The 16,555-nt window shown below is 65.7% G+C and carries 21 protein-coding genes; 12 read left to right on the plus strand and 9 right to left on the minus strand.

The window, feature by feature from the left end:
- Positions 1 to 42 precede the first annotated feature (42 nt).
- The gene (locus ACFR99_RS07875) at positions 43 to 702 is read right to left on the minus strand and encodes a helix-turn-helix domain-containing protein (protein ID WP_390286059.1); all 660 of its coding nucleotides are present in this window, start codon (positions 700 to 702) and stop codon (positions 43 to 45) included.
- Between the two features lie 189 nt (positions 703 to 891).
- On the opposite strand from ACFR99_RS07875, the gene ACFR99_RS07880 reads away from it, so the two are divergent.
- On the plus strand, positions 892 to 2,310 hold the full coding sequence (locus ACFR99_RS07880; protein ID WP_390286061.1) for a TIGR00341 family protein: 1,419 nt from the start codon (positions 892 to 894) through the stop codon (positions 2,308 to 2,310).
- Here ACFR99_RS07880 and ACFR99_RS07885 read toward each other — a convergent pair.
- A complete protein-coding gene (locus ACFR99_RS07885) occupies positions 2,285 to 3,370 on the minus strand; it encodes a geranylgeranyl reductase family protein (RefSeq protein ID WP_390286063.1) in 1,086 nt (361 codons plus the stop codon). The two genes, ACFR99_RS07880 and ACFR99_RS07885, sit on opposite strands and share 26 nt — an antisense overlap.
- Positions 3,371 to 3,504: 134 nt before the next feature.
- On the opposite strand from ACFR99_RS07885, the gene ACFR99_RS07890 reads away from it, so the two are divergent.
- Together ACFR99_RS07890 and ACFR99_RS07895 are read left to right on the plus strand one after the other, a co-directional pair.
- Positions 3,505 to 3,834: a hypothetical protein gene (locus ACFR99_RS07890; RefSeq protein ID WP_390286065.1), complete on the plus strand. Its 330-nt coding sequence runs from the start codon at positions 3,505 to 3,507 to the stop codon at positions 3,832 to 3,834.
- Positions 3,835 to 3,897: 63 nt separating this feature from the next.
- Entirely contained in the window at positions 3,898 to 4,722 is an 825-nt protein-coding gene (locus ACFR99_RS07895; RefSeq protein ID WP_390286067.1) for an MBL fold metallo-hydrolase, read from the plus strand.
- A 121-nt stretch (positions 4,723 to 4,843) separates the two neighbouring features.
- Here ACFR99_RS07895 and ACFR99_RS07900 read toward each other — a convergent pair whose 3' ends face one another.
- On the minus strand, positions 4,844 to 5,836 hold the full coding sequence (locus ACFR99_RS07900; RefSeq protein ID WP_390286069.1) for a DUF5787 family protein: 993 nt from the start codon (positions 5,834 to 5,836) through the stop codon (positions 4,844 to 4,846).
- Positions 5,837 to 6,001: 165 nt separating this feature from the next.
- Here ACFR99_RS07900 and ACFR99_RS07905 point away from each other — a divergent pair, with 165 nt between their 5' ends.
- Genes ACFR99_RS07905 through ACFR99_RS07925 form a run of 5 tightly spaced genes read left to right on the plus strand, consistent with a single transcriptional unit; the run spans position 6,002 to position 9,006 of the window.
- On the plus strand, positions 6,002 to 7,234 hold the full coding sequence (locus tag ACFR99_RS07905) for a translation initiation factor IF-2 subunit gamma (RefSeq protein WP_390286071.1): 1,233 nt from the start codon (positions 6,002 to 6,004) through the stop codon (positions 7,232 to 7,234).
- Position 7,235: 1 nt separating this feature from the next.
- Complete coding sequence (locus ACFR99_RS07910) at positions 7,236 to 7,628, plus strand: PIN domain-containing protein (RefSeq protein WP_390286073.1); 393 nt, start codon at positions 7,236 to 7,238, stop codon at positions 7,626 to 7,628.
- Positions 7,629 to 8,198, plus strand: coding sequence for a DNA-directed RNA polymerase (locus tag ACFR99_RS07915; RefSeq protein WP_390286075.1), 570 nt, complete (start codon positions 7,629 to 7,631; stop codon positions 8,196 to 8,198).
- A 2-nt stretch (positions 8,199 to 8,200) separates the two neighbouring features.
- Entirely contained in the window at positions 8,201 to 8,398 is a 198-nt protein-coding gene (spt4, locus tag ACFR99_RS07920; RefSeq protein WP_390286077.1) for a transcription elongation factor subunit Spt4, read from the plus strand.
- A 5-nt stretch (positions 8,399 to 8,403) separates the two neighbouring features.
- Positions 8,404 to 9,006: a GTP-dependent dephospho-CoA kinase family protein gene (locus ACFR99_RS07925; RefSeq protein ID WP_390286079.1), complete on the plus strand. Its 603-nt coding sequence runs from the start codon at positions 8,404 to 8,406 to the stop codon at positions 9,004 to 9,006.
- 92 nt (positions 9,007 to 9,098) lie between these two features.
- On the opposite strand, the gene ACFR99_RS07930 is transcribed toward ACFR99_RS07925, so the two are convergent.
- Positions 9,099 to 10,517, minus strand: coding sequence for an ATP-binding protein (locus ACFR99_RS07930; RefSeq protein WP_390286081.1), 1,419 nt, complete (start codon positions 10,515 to 10,517; stop codon positions 9,099 to 9,101).
- A gap of 147 nt (positions 10,518 to 10,664) precedes the next feature.
- Here ACFR99_RS07930 and ACFR99_RS07935 point away from each other — a divergent pair, with 147 nt between their 5' ends.
- Together ACFR99_RS07935 and ACFR99_RS07940 are read left to right on the plus strand one after the other, a co-directional pair.
- Entirely contained in the window at positions 10,665 to 11,036 is a 372-nt protein-coding gene (locus tag ACFR99_RS07935; RefSeq protein WP_390286083.1) for a universal stress protein, read from the plus strand.
- A 2-nt stretch (positions 11,037 to 11,038) separates the two neighbouring features.
- Complete coding sequence (locus ACFR99_RS07940) at positions 11,039 to 11,614, plus strand: GNAT family N-acetyltransferase (protein WP_390286085.1); 576 nt, start codon at positions 11,039 to 11,041, stop codon at positions 11,612 to 11,614.
- Positions 11,615 to 11,696: 82 nt separating this feature from the next.
- Here the strand turns inward: ACFR99_RS07940 and ACFR99_RS07945 are convergent, their stop codons facing one another.
- Positions 11,697 to 12,155, minus strand: coding sequence for a universal stress protein (locus tag ACFR99_RS07945; protein ID WP_390286087.1), 459 nt, complete (start codon positions 12,153 to 12,155; stop codon positions 11,697 to 11,699).
- 134 nt (positions 12,156 to 12,289) lie between these two features.
- On the opposite strand from ACFR99_RS07945, the gene ACFR99_RS07950 reads away from it, so the two are divergent.
- A complete protein-coding gene (locus ACFR99_RS07950) occupies positions 12,290 to 12,745 on the plus strand; it encodes a universal stress protein (RefSeq protein WP_390286089.1) in 456 nt (151 codons plus the stop codon).
- Between the two features lie 92 nt (positions 12,746 to 12,837).
- Complete coding sequence (locus tag ACFR99_RS07955) at positions 12,838 to 14,103, plus strand: DHH family phosphoesterase (RefSeq protein ID WP_390286091.1); 1,266 nt, start codon at positions 12,838 to 12,840, stop codon at positions 14,101 to 14,103.
- A gap of 15 nt (positions 14,104 to 14,118) precedes the next feature.
- Here the strand turns inward: ACFR99_RS07955 and ACFR99_RS07960 are convergent, their stop codons facing one another.
- The 4 genes from ACFR99_RS07960 to ACFR99_RS07975 form a co-directional block, all read right to left on the minus strand.
- Positions 14,119 to 14,814, minus strand: a complete 696-nt coding sequence (locus tag ACFR99_RS07960; protein WP_390286093.1) for a hypothetical protein — start codon at positions 14,812 to 14,814, stop codon at positions 14,119 to 14,121.
- A gap of 107 nt (positions 14,815 to 14,921) precedes the next feature.
- Positions 14,922 to 15,359, minus strand: coding sequence for a DUF5807 family protein (locus ACFR99_RS07965; protein ID WP_390286095.1), 438 nt, complete (start codon positions 15,357 to 15,359; stop codon positions 14,922 to 14,924).
- A 76-nt stretch (positions 15,360 to 15,435) separates the two neighbouring features.
- Entirely contained in the window at positions 15,436 to 15,873 is a 438-nt protein-coding gene (locus ACFR99_RS07970; protein WP_390286097.1) for a DUF7112 family protein, read from the minus strand.
- Between the two features lie 29 nt (positions 15,874 to 15,902).
- A complete protein-coding gene (locus tag ACFR99_RS07975; RefSeq protein ID WP_390286099.1) occupies positions 15,903 to 16,304 on the minus strand; it encodes a 30S ribosomal protein S6e in 402 nt (133 codons plus the stop codon).
- Positions 16,305 to 16,555: the final 251 nt, after the last annotated feature.

Raw genomic sequence — 16,555 nt, forward strand, 5'->3', positions numbered from 1 at the left:
CCGTCCTGTGGGTGTGCCAGGGCATCGGGACAGCAGACCGTATCAGTGAAGCCGCGATTCCGTGTCCGCGGGTTGGAGTTCGGCATCGACCAGCGTCTCGTAGGCGCGGCGGAACCGCTCGGAGAGCGCCTGATGTGAGATGTCCAGTTCGTCAGCCAGTTCCTCCATCGACACCCCGCGGGGGATCTCGAAGTAGCCGTGCTCGAGGGCGGCTTCGAGGGCCTCTTGTTGTTCGGGCGTCAGCCGCGTCTCGTGGCCGTCGGTATCGGTTACGTCGGTGATCCGCCGGAGGTCGGCGTTGATCCCGCGCTCGACCAGCCGTTCGTAGGTTTCACAGAGCTGTTCACGAGTGCGGTAGCGAACCGTCACCTTCCACCAGCCGTCGCTGGCGTGTGCCTCGAGGAGCGAGCCACCGTCGGCCAGGACCTCGTTCCAGAGGCGATTCGGGCCCGTCTCGTCGGTAAACGTCACGTCGTACAGCAGCCGCGAGTCGGTTTCGACGAGCAGTTCCGCGGTCTCGACGGACGGATCGGCCGCGAACGCGGCACTGACCGTCTCGCGATCGACGCCGCTCACCCACAGTGATGGGCGCGTCTTCGAGACCGACGACTCGAGTTCGAACGTCGCCTCCGGTACGCGCTCGAACGTCGTCGCAAGCGCTGTCTCCGCTGCCGGAAGCCGGAGGTCAGCTATCGTCGACATCATCTGTCGTACACCACCATCGGGTAAAAATCGCTGTTGCGGTGTGCCTGACTGTCGGGATCGGTGATAGTCCAGCGTTCGAGTCGGCAAGCGGGGTCGCTACCGACCGCGACGGTGACGCAGTGCCGAAGAGAAGCACCCGTCCACTGCTGCCCGTGATACTATCGGACGGTCGATTGTGGGCCCCATATGCGGTATCTGGAAATTACGGTCCCGAAGGGGAAGCGACGGGCCGTCCTCGATATCCTCGAGGAAGAGGGGGTCGATTACGTCGTCAGCGACGAAACCAGCGGTCGGGAGTACACCGCCGTCGTTCGGTTTCCGGTCCCGACACAGGCCGTCGAACCGCTCCTCGACCGGCTCAAGCGAACCGGTGTCGGCGACGAGGCCCGTGTCGTCGTGATTAACGCCGAGACGGTCCTCTCAGAGGGGTTTGCGACGCTGCAGGAACGGTACAGCTACGGCGGACAGACGAGTGCGCGCACCTCGAGACAGGTCCTGCGGACGAAAGCCGACGAACTCACGCCTCCGTTTCCGATCTACGCCGTGATGTTGCTGATCAGTGCCGTCGTCGCGACCGCCGGCCTGCTGGCCGACTCGCCAGCGGTCGTGATCGGCGCGATGGTCATCGCGCCGCTGCTCGGCCCCGCACTCGCCGCCAATATCGGCATCGTCACCGGCGACGCCCGACTCACATCGACCGGCTTTCGCTATCAGCTCGTCGGTGTCGGGCTAGTGGTCACCGCCTCGATCACGCTCGCAGTGCTCGCCCGGCTGGCCGGCCTCGAGCCCGCGGGGGTCGACATCGTCGTCGCTACCGAACTCGAGGAGCGGGTCGCACCGAACCTGTTTTCGCTTGCTGTCGCGCTGGGTGCCGGCATCGCTGGCATTCTGAGTCTCACGCGTGGGTTCTCGGAGGCGATCGTCGGCGTCATGATCGCCGCAGCGCTCATTCCGCCCTCCGCTGCGGTCGGGATCACGGTCGCCTGGGGGATGTCCGGCGCGGCGATCGGTGCTGCCCTCCTCGTGATCGTCAACCTCCTGTCGCTCAACCTGGCCGCGCTGGCGACGCTGTGGGTCGCCGGCTATCGCCCACAGGGGCTGTTCGAGGTGTCGCCGACGCGAACCCCGACCTATACCTACGCGGCGATCTTCGGGGTCGGGTTGCTGGTGCTGACCGTGCCGCTTGCCAGCGTCACCCTGCTCGACTTTCATACGACCGAACTCGAGTCGACCACCGAAGCGGAGGTCGAGGGCGTTCTCACGGACCCCCGATACGACGAGTTCGAGACCGAAGACATCGTGATCGAACTCGACGGCAACTATCCGATTCAATCGATCGACAGGATCGTTGTCACGGTCTCGAGTCAGCGTGCCGGGCCGGAGCCGGGACTCGTCGACCAACTCTACAGGGAGATCAGTCCCCACACCGACGATCCGATCGTCGTCGAGGTCCAGTACGTCGTCGCCGAAGAGCGCGGGCGTACCGAGCAGGGAGACACTACCAACGGGCAGGAAACCGACGTTCAGGATGGTCCACTTCGGGTTTCGAGAGCCGTAGACCTGACAGCGGGCCGCCCGTTCAGCGTCCGGGGAGCACCGTCTTGAGGTGGTCGAACGAGAGCAACGACGTCGGCCGATCCATGTGGACGCCGATCTCACCCGACAGCGCGCCGAGGCCGATTCGCTGGATCGGCTCGGGCAGCGAGTAGGCACGCCGGATCAAGTGGCCCAGTTGCTGTTCGCGCTCGAGATCCTCACGCCAGGCGCGTTCGTAGGCCGCGAGCGTGGTCGGTCGATCGGGGTCGATCTCGCGGGCGGCGTGGTCGGCACTGGTCATGCCGTAGAGAATGCCGCCGCCGGTGAAGGGCTTGGTCTGGGCGGCCGCGTCACCGATCAGGAAGGCACGCCGGGAGGTCACCCGATCCGGTGGGCCGATCGGGATCGCGCCCGAACACCGGTGGGAGACGTCGACCTCGTAGCCGTCGATCAGGTCCTCGAAGTGTTTGCTCACGTGGACCCCCGGCGGGGCTGCGAGGCCGTACTCGACGCCGGCCTCGCCGCGTGGAATGCGCCACGCGAAAAACGTCGGCGGCGTCAGATGCACGTCGACGAAGTCCTGGTGGTCGTCCTCCTCGGAGAAGGCGAGCACGCCGTGAAGGAACTCGTCGGGCTGGGGAAGACCGAGTTCGTCCCGGACTCTCGAGCGTGGTCCGTCACAGCCGGCGACCATCCTCGCCTCGAACTCGACGACGCCGTCGGGGCCGTTGGCGACGATCTCGACGCGATCCCACCGTTCGGTGACCTCGGTAACGGTGTAGCCCTCGCGGACGTCTGCACCCGCCTCCCGGGCGAGGTCGGCGAGGTGGCGATCCAGCCCGACGCGGTCGATGACGTTCGAGGCGACCTCCTGTTTGTAAAACGGGTAGGCGTCGCTTCGGGGGCCACCGACGTGAAACCGTGCGCCGTAGATCTCGTTTTGAAACAGCGCCTCGCGAGCGCCCGGTCCGGTGAACTCCCAGATATCCGTGCTCACGTGGCCCGAACAGGCCAACGGCTCGCCAACCCGTCCCTTCTCGAGGGCGAGCACGTCGTAGCCGTCCTCGGCAGCCCGGCGGGCAAACCGTGCGCCCGGCGGCCCGACGCCAACGACGACGAAATCGTACATGTCCGCCACGTTTCCGGCGCAGCCTAAATAGCTTCTCGAGATGGGCGCGGCGTCGTGCTGGCGGCTCGACCACGACCCTTGTGCGACGTCCGGTAACAGTATACCCTTTATGCGACGGGTGTCTATCAGGACGTATGAGCGATGGAGCGCCACAGGACGACGCTGCGGCGGCGTTCGCCAGTCGGGCCGAGGCGGCCCACGGCGAGTCGATTCGGCAGCTCGTCGCGTTCGGGGACGCCGTCCGCGGCGACGACCGCGGCGTTCACACCGAGGTCGAGATACTGGTTGGACTCGAGGACGACGACCCGGAGACCGAACGCGCCCTCGAGGCCCTCGCCGAGGCCGTCGGCCTCGAGCACGGCGTCGTCATTTCGGTGTACGTGTTGCCCGCCGAGCGGATCGACGCGAACGCGGATCATCCGTTCGTCCGGACGGCGCTCGAGGAAGGGCGGACGTATGTGTAGGCCAGTAGCCAGCATGCCGGCGACGTGGCGCGTGCAGACGGATTCCGGAGGGGCGAGCGACCGATGCGAGTAACGCTGCTGGGAACCGGCGACACGACCGGCACGCCGACCGTCGGCTGCGACTGTGACACCTGCACGGCGGCGCGCGACCGCGGCGTCGAGCGCACGCGGTTCTCGGTCCACGTCGAAAACGAGCGTGTCGACGAGTCGCTGCTGATCGACTTCAGTCCCGACTTCCGCTACCAGTTCCTCCGCGACGACGTGTCGTTGCCCGACGCTGCCGTGATCACGCACGTCCACTTCGACCACCTCGACGGACTCGGCAACGTCTTTCGCGTACTCGACTCGCTCGAGGTGTATGCGGCCGACGAAACCGACCCGCAGACCGGCAAGAGCGTCGCCGAGACGGTCGACGACGACTACCACTACCTCGACCCGCTGACTGTGGTCCCGACGACGCCGCTCGAGCCGGTCTCGGTCTGTGGGCTCGAGGTGACGCTGGTCCCGGTCGACCATCCACCGCTGGTCTGTTACGGCCTCCGCGTCGAGGATCCCGTGACGGGAGCGGCGCTGTCGATCACGGGTGATACGAGCTACGACATCCCCGAGGCGTCCCGCGAGGTGCTTGCTGATCCCGACCTGTTGCTGGCCGACGGGATCGTCCCCGCCGACCTCTGTGAGTATCATCCGATCGGCGGTCGCCACGAGGACGATGCAGGCGTTCCCCGGACGTTCGGAACCAAACACATGACGCGAGAGGGCGCGCTCGCGATGGCCGAGGTGCTGAACGCCGACCGCACGCGGCTCGTCCACCTCGCCCACTACTACCCCGCCGACGAAGCCTTCGCGGAGCCACTGGCTGTCGACGGCGAGGAGTACGTGCTGTGATACGGTCTGCTGTCACGAGTCCCCGGTGCAACCGCGACCAGCCTGCGGTTGCACCGCAATTGACTGTCAGTAGCCGTCTGAGAACGGTCGAGACCTGTCCTCGACTCGACGGACGCGGCCGTTATCCGAACTGATCGAGCCCGGCCTGTCGTCGACGGGTCCCGTCCGGATCGGCTTCCCACGCCGTCTCTCGGTCACGTTCGGCCTCGAGATCGACCGTGCGAGCCGTCGCCTGCTCGTAGCCCGGACACGAGGGGCCACACTCCGCCGCGGCGTCGACGACTCGGCCTGCCCACGCACAGTACGGCAGCGTCGCAGCGTCCGCGTCGGTCGGCTGGCAGGCCTTACATGCGGAAAACTCGTACGTTCGCCAGCCCTTACCGTAGGCGCGTTCCGCGAGCCGCCGTCGTGCTCGTGCCTTCGCCTCGGGTGAGATGACCTCGATCTCGGTGCGGCCGGGACGGGTCTCGAGGGGTTCGATCCCTGGCTCGTCGACAGGGAGCGACGACGGCTCGCGGATCACCTCGATCTCGAGGCCCCCGCTCGTGTCGTCGCGGTGGACCCGCCAGACGCCGACCGCGTCGGGGAGCCGGTGCAGATGGGCGCGCGTCACGTAGCTCTCGGTCGCGAGTACAATTTCGTCGACGACGGCAAGGCTCACATCCGTTCGCAGTTGGGCCTCGAGGTCGCCTGGCCGGCCCAGATCGGGTTTGTTCTCGATGCCGACGAGCCGACCGTACCAGTCGGGATACCTGACTGTCTGGCGGACGTACTCGCGATTGGCGGCCGCGCTGGCGGTGTGATCACGTTCGAAAAAGCCGAGCTCGAGCGCGCGGTCGACGGCACGGCGCGCCCGCTCGGGGTGACAGTCGAACGCGTCTTTCCAGTAGCGGGCCCGGCCGGTGCCGACCGCCGAGGCGATGGCCGCGTCGGGGATCGACTCGCTCGTGATCGCGACGCGCTCGTCGAACGCGGGGCCGGGCTCAACACAGACGATATCGAGGATGCGGCCGCCAGGTTCGGCGACGCTCGCGCCGAGCTGACGGGCGACGATCTCCTCCCGGCATGACTCGAGGTGGGCACAGAGCTCGAGTTCGAACGCGAACTCGGACACAGTTCCGATACGGGGTGGCCGCGAAAAAGGTCGTCGGGGACGACGGCTCGAGCGTGGCGCCTGTGAACTGGACTCGAGGCGTCACGAGCGGCCGAGTCGAAAGCATAGCTCGCAACCTTTATCAAGCGCACAGCGGAATCACTACCTAAGATTACTCATCGTCTTATGGTAGGAAATCGACAACCGGAGGTGAACATCGGGCTCGTCGGCCACGTCGACCACGGCAAGACGACGCTGGTGCAAGCCCTCAGCGGCTCGTGGACGGACCAGCACTCAGAGGAGATGAAACGCGGTATCTCCATTCGACTTGGCTACGCCGACGCTACGTTCCGCCACTGTGAGGAACTGGACGAACCCGAGTGTTACACCGTCGCGGAGGAGTGTCCGGACGGCTCGGAAAGCGAGCCGCTGCGGACCGTTTCGTTCGTCGACGCCCCGGGTCACGAGACCCTGATGGCGACGATGCTCTCGGGTGCCTCGCTGATGGACGGCGCGGTGCTGGTCGTCAGTGCCAACGAGCCCGTCCCCCAGCCCCAGACCGAAGAGCACCTGATGGCGCTCGACATCATCGGCATCGACAACATCGTCATCGCCCAGAACAAGGTCGATCTCGTCGACGCCGACACGGCCCGGGACAACTACGAACAGATCAAGGAGTTCGTCGCAGGCACGGTCGCCGAAGACGCCCCCATCGTCCCCGTCTCCGCGGGCCAGGAGGTCAACCTCGATCTGCTCATCCAGGCCATCGAAGAGGAGATCCCCACCCCGGATCGGGACCCCGACGCCGATCCGCGGATGCACGTCGCCCGAAGTTTCGACATCAACAAACCCGGTACGACCGCACAGGACCTCGCCGGTGGCGTCCTCGGCGGCAGCTTAGTGCAGGGCGAACTCGAGGTCGGCGACGAGATCGAGATCCGCCCCGGCCGCGAGATCGAGGAAGGCGGTCAGACCGAGTACGTCCCGATCGAGACGACGATCCGGTCGCTGCAGGCCGGCGGCGAGACGGTCGACACCGTCACGCCGGGTGGCTTGCTCGGCGTCGGCACCGGACTCGACCCCTCGCTCACCAAGGGTGACGCGCTTGCGGGCCGCATGGCCGGGCCGCCGGGCTCGCTCCCGCCGACGTGGGAGCAGTTCACGATGGAAGTCGACCTGCTCGAGCGGGTCGTCGGCGCGGAACAGGGCGAGACGGTCGACGAGATCAGCACCGGCGAACCGCTGATGATGACCGTCGGTACGGCAACGACCGTCGGCGCCGTCACTAGCGCCCGTGAAGGCGAGTGCGAGGTCAACCTCAAACGGCCCGTCGCCGCCGAACCAGGGACGAAAATCGCGATCAACCGCCGCATCGGTGCCCGCTGGCGGCTGATCGGACTGGGAACGCTGACGGACTGAGATGAGCGATCGGACGCAGGTCGCCCTCGATACGAGCGCGTTGATGATGCCGGTCGAACTCGACGTCCGGCTCTTCGACGAACTCGAGCGGCTCTTAGACGCCTACGAGCCGACGATTCCACAGGCCGTCCTCGAGGAACTCCGTCGGCTCTCCGAAAAAGGCGGCCAGGAGGGTACGGCCGCGACCGTCGGCCACGACCTGGCGACCGAGCGCTGTCTCGCCGTCGACACGGAGGCATCGTACGCGGACGACGCGCTGGTCGAACTCGCCCGCGAGGGCGTCGTCGACTACGTCGTCACGAACGACCGCCCGCTGCGCGACCGGGTGCTCGAAGCCGGCAGACCGGTAATTGCATTACGCGGGAGAAACAAGTTAGCGATCACTCAACCATAGATGTACAAACGGGTTAGATTGAAGGATACGGTAGAAGTACCGCCGGAAGAGCTCGGCGACGTTTCGCCGGGGTTGGTCAAGCGACTGCTCCAGGACAAACTCGAGGGACGGATGGACGAAGAGGTCGGGAGCGTCGTCTCCGTCACCGAGGTCCACGACATCGGTGAGGGGGCAGTGCTCCCGAACCGGCCGGGCGTCTACTACGAGGCGGAGTTCGACGCGGTGACGTTCGATCCACAGATGCAGGAGGTCGTCGACGGCACCGTCGTCGAAGTCGTCGAGTTCGGCGCCTTCGTCGGCATCGGTCCCGTCGACGGGCTGCTCCACGTCTCCCAGATCAGCGACGAGTATCTGGCCTTCGACGGCGAGAACCAGCAACTCTCCTCGAACGAGTCCGACCGGACCCTCGGCGTCGACGACGCCGTCCGGGCCCGCATCGTCACCAAGAGCATCGACGAACGCAACCCGCGTGACTCGAAGATCGGCCTCACCGCGAAACAGCCCGGGCTCGGCAAACACGAGTGGCTCGAAGAGGAACGCAAGAAACGCGAAGCGACCGCAGGTGAATAACCATGGCATCGAACCGCCTCGTCTGTCGCGAGTGCCACCGGGTCAACGAACCGGACGCCGAGACCTGTGAGGCCTGCAACTCCTCGTCGCTGACCGAAGACTGGGCGGGCTACGTCATCATCGCCCACCCCGAGGAAAGCGAGATCGCGACGGAGATGCAGATCACCGAACCAGGTGCCTACGCGCTGAAAGTCCGCTGACAGCCGTGACTCGCGACGAGACAGCCGACGAGACGCCCAGCGACGAGCAGCTACTTGTATTGCCCGACGCCCTCCGCCACGAGCTCAAAGAGCCGCTGGGCCCGATCGAGACCGACGCCGAGCGGCTGCTTGAGGCCGTCGATGGTCCCATCATCGCCGTCGGCGACGTCGTCACCTATCATCTCCTGCAGGCGGGCCGCCAACCCGACGTGGCGCTCGTCGACGGGCGGACGAAACGCGAGGCCGTCGACGAGGAGATCCGCGAGGCGGTCACGGCCGGCGCGAGCCTCGAGGTGACGAATCCGCCCGCCGAACTCGCCGCCCCTGTCATTCGAGCGCTTCGGCGCGCGCTCGCAGCGGACGAACCAACGACGATCCTGGTCGACGGGGAGGAGGATCTGGTCGCTCTCCCTGCGATCGTCGCTGCACCTGAGGGTGCGAGCGTCGTCTACGGCCAGCCCGACGAGGGGATGGTCCACGTCACCGTGACCGACGACCTCCGAGACGAGATGCGCGACCTGCTCGAGCGCTTCGAGGGTGATACGAAGCGGTTCTGGGAGTTGCTCGAGGACAGGGAACCGGACGGCGAGCGAGACGACGGCGATTGATCGGACGGCGGATTCGCTATCGGTTCGGATAGCGCAGCTAATTCCCGTCGGAATACACAGAAAGCGAGAGCCACTTCTGGACCGGTCGCTCGTCAGTGATCGTGACTGTGGTCGTGATCGTGCGAGTGGCCACCGTCGCTGGCCGCGTCGCCGAGGTCGCCGCCGGCGACGAGCGCGTCGTGGTCGCCGCCCATCATGTCCATGTTCTTCAAGGTGTCGCGCTCCTCGAACTCCTCGACGGCGTTGAGCAGATCCTCTTGCGTGAGTTTCGTCCGGTCTTCGGTCAGCGCCTCGAGAACCGCTTCACGAAGCACCATCCGGAGGTCGCTGCCGGTCAACCCCTGTGTAACCTCCGCGATGAGGTGGGGATCGAACTCGTCGATGTCCATCTGCTGGGTGATGACGGTGAGGATGTCGGCCCGCATGTCGTAGTCGGGCTTGGGGAAGTTGATGATCTCGTCGAAGCGCCGCCAGGCGGCGTCATCGAGCTGGTCGGGGTGGTTGGTCGCACCGATGAGCAACACGTCGTCTTCGATGAGCGAGACGTTGTCGATGCTCTTGAGCAGGGTGTTGACCGCGCGTTTGAGTGCGGCGTGTTCGTCGCTGCGGCGGGTCTTGGCGACGAAGTCGAACTCGTCGATGAAGAGAATACACGGCGAGAGCCGTTTGGCCACCTCGAAGGTCTTGTCGACGTTTTTCGCCGTCTCGCCGAGATACTGCGAGGTGATCATCGAGAGTTTGACCTCGACGAACGGCAGGTCCATGTCCTGGGCAAGCGCCTGTGCGGTCGAGGTCTTCCCGGTGCCCGGCGGCCCGACGAACAGCAGCTTGCCGATCTCGCGCAGGCCGATGTTCGCGAGGTACTCTCGGTGTTCGATCGCCTTCGAGATCTTGTCGAGTTCGTTCTCCTGGTCCTCCGTGAGGACGAGATCGTCGAGGGTGGTCTCGACCTCTTCTGGGGCGCGCACTTCGACGAGATCGAGCATCTCCTCGTCGTCGTCTTCGTCGAAGTATTCGTTGAGCAACCCGTCGATCCAGACGCGGTCGGCCTGAATCGGTCGATTGCGTTCGCGGGCCTCCTCGTGGCTGACATCGAAGTCGTAGTCGTCGTGGCGTTCGAAGTGTTTCGCCAGCGTCGGGTTCTCGAGCAGGCGGTCCGCGTCGACGCGTTCGGCGAACCACTCCTCGGCCATCTCCTGTTGGGCGAGGGTGATCGTGCCGGAGAACTCGTCGCGTTCGGTGAACATCAGGTCGGCGACGGCCTCCCACGGGCGGTCGACGCCAGTTGCTTCACGTGCAGTCGTGGTCGTTACTGACAGCGGACGACTGATCCCAGCGGGTTTGCGGTTGGTGCCGCCGTTGCCCCCGTCCCCGCTTTCGTCGTCGACGCCGCCGGTCCAGTATACGCGGCGGAACGACGGCGGGAGATCGTTTTCGTCTAGCGTCCGGTCGTCCGAATACACGCTCGTCGTGAGCAGGAACTCCACGACATCGAGCGCCGCATTACTCATTCGGTCATCGTACTCACTACACGTTCTTAACAGCGTCGTCATGCGCCGCGTCTGCGACGGCGTTTCACTCGTGGCCCCCGGTCACGATGGCTACCCACTGGGGAAAACGGCATAACCGTTTTCGTCCATCGGCTCACAGTCACCTGTATGAACGTGTTGCTGGGTCTCGGCGGGAGCGACGAGTCGGTGAAGACGCTCCGACGGACCATCGACCGCACGCAAGAGGTCGGCGACGACCTGACCGTCGTTATCGTCGACAAACCCGAGTCGAAACGCTCACAGGACGAAACGTACGAGATGGCCACCGAGAACCTCGAAGAGGCGGGGCTCGACGACGTCACTGTCGAAAAACTCGAGGGCGATCCCGGAAGCGCACTCGTCGACTATGCCGAGCAAGGCGAATTCGACGAGCTGGTCATCGGCGGTGGCACGCTGAGCCCGATGGGGAAGATCCAGCTCGGTCCGATCACGGAGTTCGTCCTGCTGAACGCCCCGACGACGGTCAAACTGGTGCGATAACGATGGTCGGTTCGCGTCAGTATCCGGACGAGCCGTCCGGTCCGTTCCCCTCGCCGCCGACGACGGTCGAGGACCGGGAGGGCCGGTCGATCGAGATCCGTGCGCCGGAGGCGTTCGCCGACGACGCGCTCGACGACGTCGTCGAGATGTACGTCGAATTCGATCCCACCGACCGGGCACAGGGGATTCCGCCGACCGGTGAGGACCGCATTCGCAACTGGCTCGAGACGATCGCCGAGGACAGCGTCACCGTCGTCGCCTACCACGACGGCGACGCCATCGGCCACGCGATGCTCGTTCCCGACAGCGACGATCCGGACGCGATCGCAGAAAAAAGCGGCATCGAGTGGGAACTGGCGATCTTCGTCCTGCAGGCCTACCAGCAGGCCGGTATCGGGACGATCCTGCTCGAGAACCTGCTGGGCCACGCCAGCGACCTCGGCATTAGACGCGTGTGGCTGACCGTCGAGCGCTGGAACAATCCGGCGATCGCCCTCTACGAACGGGTCGGCTTCGAGTCGACCGGCACCGAGAGCTTCGAACAGGAGATGGCGATCCTGCTCGGGGACGACGACTGAGACGGTGTCACTGGTCGTCGGCGTCTCCGCGACCCGCCATGCGAGTGGACCGACTGACTGACAGCCGTCAGTACGACGCCAGCTACACCGAAAGGACGGGCTGGCTCGCGTACGAAAGGACGTACTCGGCGGCCTCCTCGAGGACCTCTACCTCGGCACCGGTGACGGGCTCTCTGGGGAGGACGATGAAGTCGGCGGAGATCGAATCGGCGGTGTCGAGGATGACGTTGCCGGGGTGGCGCGTTTTTCGGAGTTTCGAAAAGCCGTCGTCGACGGAGGTCGCAAGCGACACGTCGGCGTCGGCGGCGAGCGCACGGGCGTCGTCGAAAAACCCCTGTGTCGTCTCGGCGATCTCGTCCTCGTCGACGGTGCCGTTATCGAGCCCGTAGACGACACCCCGCCCGAGGACGAACAGGGCGTGGACGGACGCATCGTAGCGGTCGGCGACGGCGATGGCGTACTCGACTGCGGTGGCTGACTCGTCGCTGCCGTCGACCGGCGCGAGAACGGTGTCGACGGTAAACGGCTCGCTGGCATCCATATACGACAGTGAGTGTTCCGTGGCAAAAAAGCCACCTCCACCGGGGCACGGCGTGCGTTCGCGTGGCACCCCTCTCCGTGTCCCTCGGTTGCTCGAACGGAGATATTTAAACGACCGCGAGCGTAAGTGTCCGTATGTTCGATACGGTCGTGGTCGCCACAGACGGTTCCGACAGCGTCAAGCGGGCCGTCGACGTCGCACTCGATCTTGCAGCCCGCTTTGAGGCCGACATCCACGCCCTGTCGGTCATCGACGCCAGCGAGGTCGACGCCTCGCCGGAGCAACTCCAAGACGAGTTCCGTACCGCCCTCGAGACGACCGCCGACGCCGCCCTCGGCACCGTCGAGGAGCGCGCCGACCGAGAGGTGACGACCGCGATCCGCGAGGGCCGGCCCGCCGCCGAGACCTGTGCGTACGCCCGCGAGGTCGACGCCGACGTGATCGCGACCGGCACCCGCGGCCGCCACGGCGAGAACCGCCTGCTGCTTGGCAGCGTCGCCGAGCGAATCGTCCGGACGTCGCCCGTTCCGGTGTTGACCGTGCGCCAACTCGAACCCGAGACTGACGACGAGCAGACTGCCGAGGCCTGATCGGCGCTGGCACGCATCGAGTCGGCGATCTCAGCCTCCCCATCGCACCCGAGACCGGCGGTTACTTCCCGACAGGAGACCCAGCAGCTACCATGTACGACGAACTCATCGAGAGCGGCGATCTGCCGCTCGCGCGCAAATCCGTGCTGCCGGGAACCGGCTTCTTCCTGCCCGATACGCTCGAGGAGGACCTGGAGGACCAGCAGACCGAAGCCGCCCTCGAGGGGGCCGAGGTCGCGGTCATCGCTGACCCGGACGCGGACGGCCTGGCCTGCGTCGCACTCATCCGAGAGGCATACGACGACGTCCAGAACGTTCCGAAACCGGACGACACAGACGGTGACGAAGACCGGCCGGAGCCGGTCGCCGACGCGACTGACGACGCCGCCGAAGAGAACGTCGTGATCGCCACCGGCGAGGCCGACGAACCACTCGAGGAGCCCGAGCCGACGCCACACACCGTCGCACTCATCCCTGCGAGTCCCCACGATGTCGAGGACGCGCTGGCTCGCGTCGCCGAGTACGGCGACGAGGGAATCGATATCTTCGTCTGTGACCTCGCACCAGACCGATACGAGTACGTCGAAGAGGAACTCGATGCGGCACTCGAGACCGCCGACAGCGTCGCGTGGTACGACCACCACCAGTGGGGCGACGACGTCGCACAGGCAGTTCGGGACGCCGGCGTCGAGCTCGTCGTCGGCGATTCCGACGAGGAGTGCAGCGCCGACGTGGTCTATCGCTCGCTCGAGTACGAGCTTGGGCCGATGTACGAGGAACTGGCGGCGGTCACCCGGGATCACGACCTCTGGCTGCGCGAGGACCCACGCAGCGACGATCTGGCGGACTACGCCTACTGGACCGATCCCGCCGAGTACGTCGAGGTCGTCCGCGAGTACGGCGTCGACCTGCCCGACTGGGTCCAGGAGTACATCGCCGAACGCCGCGTCGAGAAGGAGGCGCTGATCGAGCAGGCAGTCAGCCGGGCGGAACTGCGCGAAATCGGCGGTTACACGGTCGGGATCACCTATGGTCGCTGTTCACAGAACGAAGTCGCCGAAGCGATGCGCGAACAGGGTGCCGACGCCTCCGTGATCGTCAAACCCGCCGGCTCGGCCTCGATCCGGGGCACCGACGAGTTCGATCGCTGCCACGAGGTCGCGGGGAAGGTAAACGGCGGCGGCCACCCCAAGGCTGCGGGCTGTAAACCCGACATCTACGACGACATGCTCGACTACGCGAACCACTGGACGACCCGCGGGGCCGTGACGAAACGGGTCATCCTCGACGCGTTCCGTGACGTCGTCTCAGAGGGGGACGAAGACGACGATGTCGACGCGGAAGCGAGCGACGACTGATCGACCACGGATCGATCACTGTCGCGACGCGAGATATCGCATCACGAGCTGGAGAACGTGGACGAAGACACCGGCGACGGCGATGTAGACGCCGATCGTCTGCAGGGTCACTGATGCGTTCCGTTGATCGCGTACCTTCCAGATTTCCCAGCCCAGCCGGAGCAGAAAGCCGAGAAAGATGAGGACGAAGCCGACGAGCAACACCGGCGCGACGAACGTCCCGATCAGAATCGCGACGAGACCGCCGATAAACGCGTAGTTGGCGTACGATCCCCAGTGCTCGAACGTCTTCGAGCGGGCGTAGACGTAGGCCGCGATGAGAGCAGTGATGACGGCCACAATAATCGCCGTCACGACGAGGATCGTCAGCTGGGACGCTCGAGGCGCGAACCGAAGCACACCGGCTCCGAAGACTCCGAAGGCCAGTTGCAGGATCACCATCCCCATGAACGCGATCCCCGTGTCACCGCCTTTGACACCCCGTTCGGCGACCAGCTGGCCGGCCATGATCGCCGCGCCGTAGGCGATCACGCCGACGATCGGGATCGAGAACAGGTAGTCGTTGACCGCCGCGAGCGGCGTCGCCACGAGGACGTACATCACCACCACGTTAAGTACCATCAGCGCGGTCGCACCGCTGATCACGCGCGCCTCGCGACTCGAGAGACCGAACCCGCGGCCGGTCTCGTACGGGGTTTCGGTCGAACTCATCTTTGGTTTCCTATGTTATGCTGTGACAAAAGCTGTCGGCCGACAGTTGCCAGTATGAAAACTGGACACACGATCGCTCCGCCGTCCGACCGGGGCCGACGACCGAGTTACGAATCCGCCGTGTCGGATGCGTTCCACCGATCGGAAAACGCCGTCCCACACGTACACTGGGCGTAGGCGTGGACCACGTCGCCGTCGGCGTAGATGCCACCGACCGACTCGTTTTGTTCCTCGGCGAACGCGAAGACGTACTGGACCGCGTGCTCGCCGTCGGCGTCGGCGTCCGGACACTGCCCGCCCGCGAGATCGTCGTCGATCTCGCCCTCGGTATTCATCGCGGACTTGGCGAACTCCATCGCGCCGGTGCCGGTCGCCGCCTGGAAGGCGTTGCGTCCCCGCTCGCCGTCGACGACGATCAACGTCCCGTCGTCGACGCGCTCGCCGAACTGCTCGAGTCGGTCGTCGGACACGTACGACTCCGCCAGAAAGAGCGCGACGTCATCAGGCCGCTGGCCGGCCAGAAACTCCTCGCGTTGGTCACTCATGCCCGCTGGTTGGCACTCGAGGTGGAAAAAGGGCGGTATTCGACTCGTTGCTCGCGACTCGAGCGGCCGTTCCGGGCTACTGCTCCTCGAGGTCCTTCGCGATCTCGCTCAAGCTGTTGCTTGGCGGCTCCCGGGCGTCGTAGTAGGCCGTCTCGCCAGGTGCCCGAAGCCCGTAGAGGAAGTCGGGCTCGACGACGTCGATCAGCACCGACCCGCCCGCGGCGATGCCGTGATCGTCGGCCCACGACGGAAGCCGATCGGTTGCGCCGCTCGGATCGCGGGCGCTATCCGGCGTCTCGTAGACGCCGGGAATCGACAGGTCGTCGCCGGTTAGCGCTCGTTCGACGTGCGCGAACAGTTCCTCGCCGTCGAGGACGATCCGGACGACCTCGTCGGTCGGAAACGCATCGCGGTCGTCGGCCGGCACCGCGAGTTTGACGCCGGTTGCCGTCTCCACACACGTCGACCGGACCGTTTCCACTGATGGATGATCGCTCGCAATTCGGTCAGCCATTGAAAATGAATCGAGTGAATCGACGCGAGTTACTCGTCGTCGTCTTCGCCCTCGCCGAGGAGCTCGTCGACGTCGGCGCTGCCGCGCTCGGTGATCGAGGCGTTGATCTGGGCGACGGCGTCGGAGACTTCACGGCCACGAACCGTGATTCGGCGTCGCTCGCCGTCACGCTCGGGGTGGTAGCCAGTCTGTCGACCGGTCATCAGCACTTCCTGCAGGTTCGGCCCGGCAACCTCGCCGTTGAGCGGGCGCCCCGCCTCGTCGGAGCCGCCGGTGATCTCGAGCGTGTAGCCATCGAGGCCGACCGCACCACCGTCGACTTCGTCGCCGATCGACTTGCCGATAAACCGGTTTGCGTCCTGGTCCTCTGCCTCGAGCTGATAGGCCATCCCCGAGTCGGGATCGCCGACAACGACAGTGAAACTTGCCATGCCCGACGGAAGACGGCCGTCGCTCAAAAGATCATCGATCGGAACCGACCTTTTGCGCTGCAGTCTGTTGCGCTGACGGCAGCGTAACTGCCGCACAGCGAACCGTCCCTCGGCAAAATCTCGAGAGACCTTCGCTCTCTCGGACCTCGCGGGAGCTTCGCTCCCGCTTCGGGTCGATCAAAAGCACTCCTCTCTCCCCTCCACTCGGCTCGCGGCTTTGCCGCTCGGTTTTCCGCGGCGTGAAGCGCCGC

Origin of the sequence: Haloarchaeobius amylolyticus (assembly GCF_042678045.1) — an archaeon.
GTDB classification, from domain to species: domain Archaea; phylum Halobacteriota; class Halobacteria; order Halobacteriales; family Natrialbaceae; genus Natrinema; species Natrinema amylolyticus_A.

Coding starts and splice junctions, on each gene's coding strand:
- ACFR99_RS07875 (WP_390286059.1), bottom strand. CDS start 702: ATGTCGACGATAGCTGACCTCCGGCTTCCGGCAGCGGAGACAGCGCTT.
- ACFR99_RS07880 (WP_390286061.1), top strand. CDS start 892: ATGCGGTATCTGGAAATTACGGTCCCGAAGGGGAAGCGACGGGCCGTC.
- ACFR99_RS07885 (WP_390286063.1), bottom strand. CDS start 3,370: ATGTACGATTTCGTCGTCGTTGGCGTCGGGCCGCCGGGCGCACGGTTT.
- ACFR99_RS07890 (WP_390286065.1), top strand. CDS start 3,505: ATGAGCGATGGAGCGCCACAGGACGACGCTGCGGCGGCGTTCGCCAGT.
- ACFR99_RS07895 (WP_390286067.1), top strand. CDS start 3,898: ATGCGAGTAACGCTGCTGGGAACCGGCGACACGACCGGCACGCCGACC.
- ACFR99_RS07905 (WP_390286071.1), top strand. CDS start 6,002: ATGGTAGGAAATCGACAACCGGAGGTGAACATCGGGCTCGTCGGCCAC.
- ACFR99_RS07910 (WP_390286073.1), top strand. CDS start 7,236: ATGAGCGATCGGACGCAGGTCGCCCTCGATACGAGCGCGTTGATGATG.
- ACFR99_RS07915 (WP_390286075.1), top strand. CDS start 7,629: ATGTACAAACGGGTTAGATTGAAGGATACGGTAGAAGTACCGCCGGAA.
- spt4 (WP_390286077.1), top strand. CDS start 8,201: ATGGCATCGAACCGCCTCGTCTGTCGCGAGTGCCACCGGGTCAACGAA.
- ACFR99_RS07930 (WP_390286081.1), bottom strand. CDS start 10,517: ATGAGTAATGCGGCGCTCGATGTCGTGGAGTTCCTGCTCACGACGAGC.
- ACFR99_RS07935 (WP_390286083.1), top strand. CDS start 10,665: ATGAACGTGTTGCTGGGTCTCGGCGGGAGCGACGAGTCGGTGAAGACG.
- ACFR99_RS07940 (WP_390286085.1), top strand. CDS start 11,039: ATGGTCGGTTCGCGTCAGTATCCGGACGAGCCGTCCGGTCCGTTCCCC.
- ACFR99_RS07945 (WP_390286087.1), bottom strand. CDS start 12,155: ATGGATGCCAGCGAGCCGTTTACCGTCGACACCGTTCTCGCGCCGGTC.
- ACFR99_RS07950 (WP_390286089.1), top strand. CDS start 12,290: ATGTTCGATACGGTCGTGGTCGCCACAGACGGTTCCGACAGCGTCAAG.
- ACFR99_RS07955 (WP_390286091.1), top strand. CDS start 12,838: ATGTACGACGAACTCATCGAGAGCGGCGATCTGCCGCTCGCGCGCAAA.
- ACFR99_RS07960 (WP_390286093.1), bottom strand. CDS start 14,814: ATGAGTTCGACCGAAACCCCGTACGAGACCGGCCGCGGGTTCGGTCTC.
- ACFR99_RS07965 (WP_390286095.1), bottom strand. CDS start 15,359: ATGAGTGACCAACGCGAGGAGTTTCTGGCCGGCCAGCGGCCTGATGAC.
- ACFR99_RS07970 (WP_390286097.1), bottom strand. CDS start 15,873: ATGGCTGACCGAATTGCGAGCGATCATCCATCAGTGGAAACGGTCCGG.
- ACFR99_RS07975 (WP_390286099.1), bottom strand. CDS start 16,304: ATGGCAAGTTTCACTGTCGTTGTCGGCGATCCCGACTCGGGGATGGCC.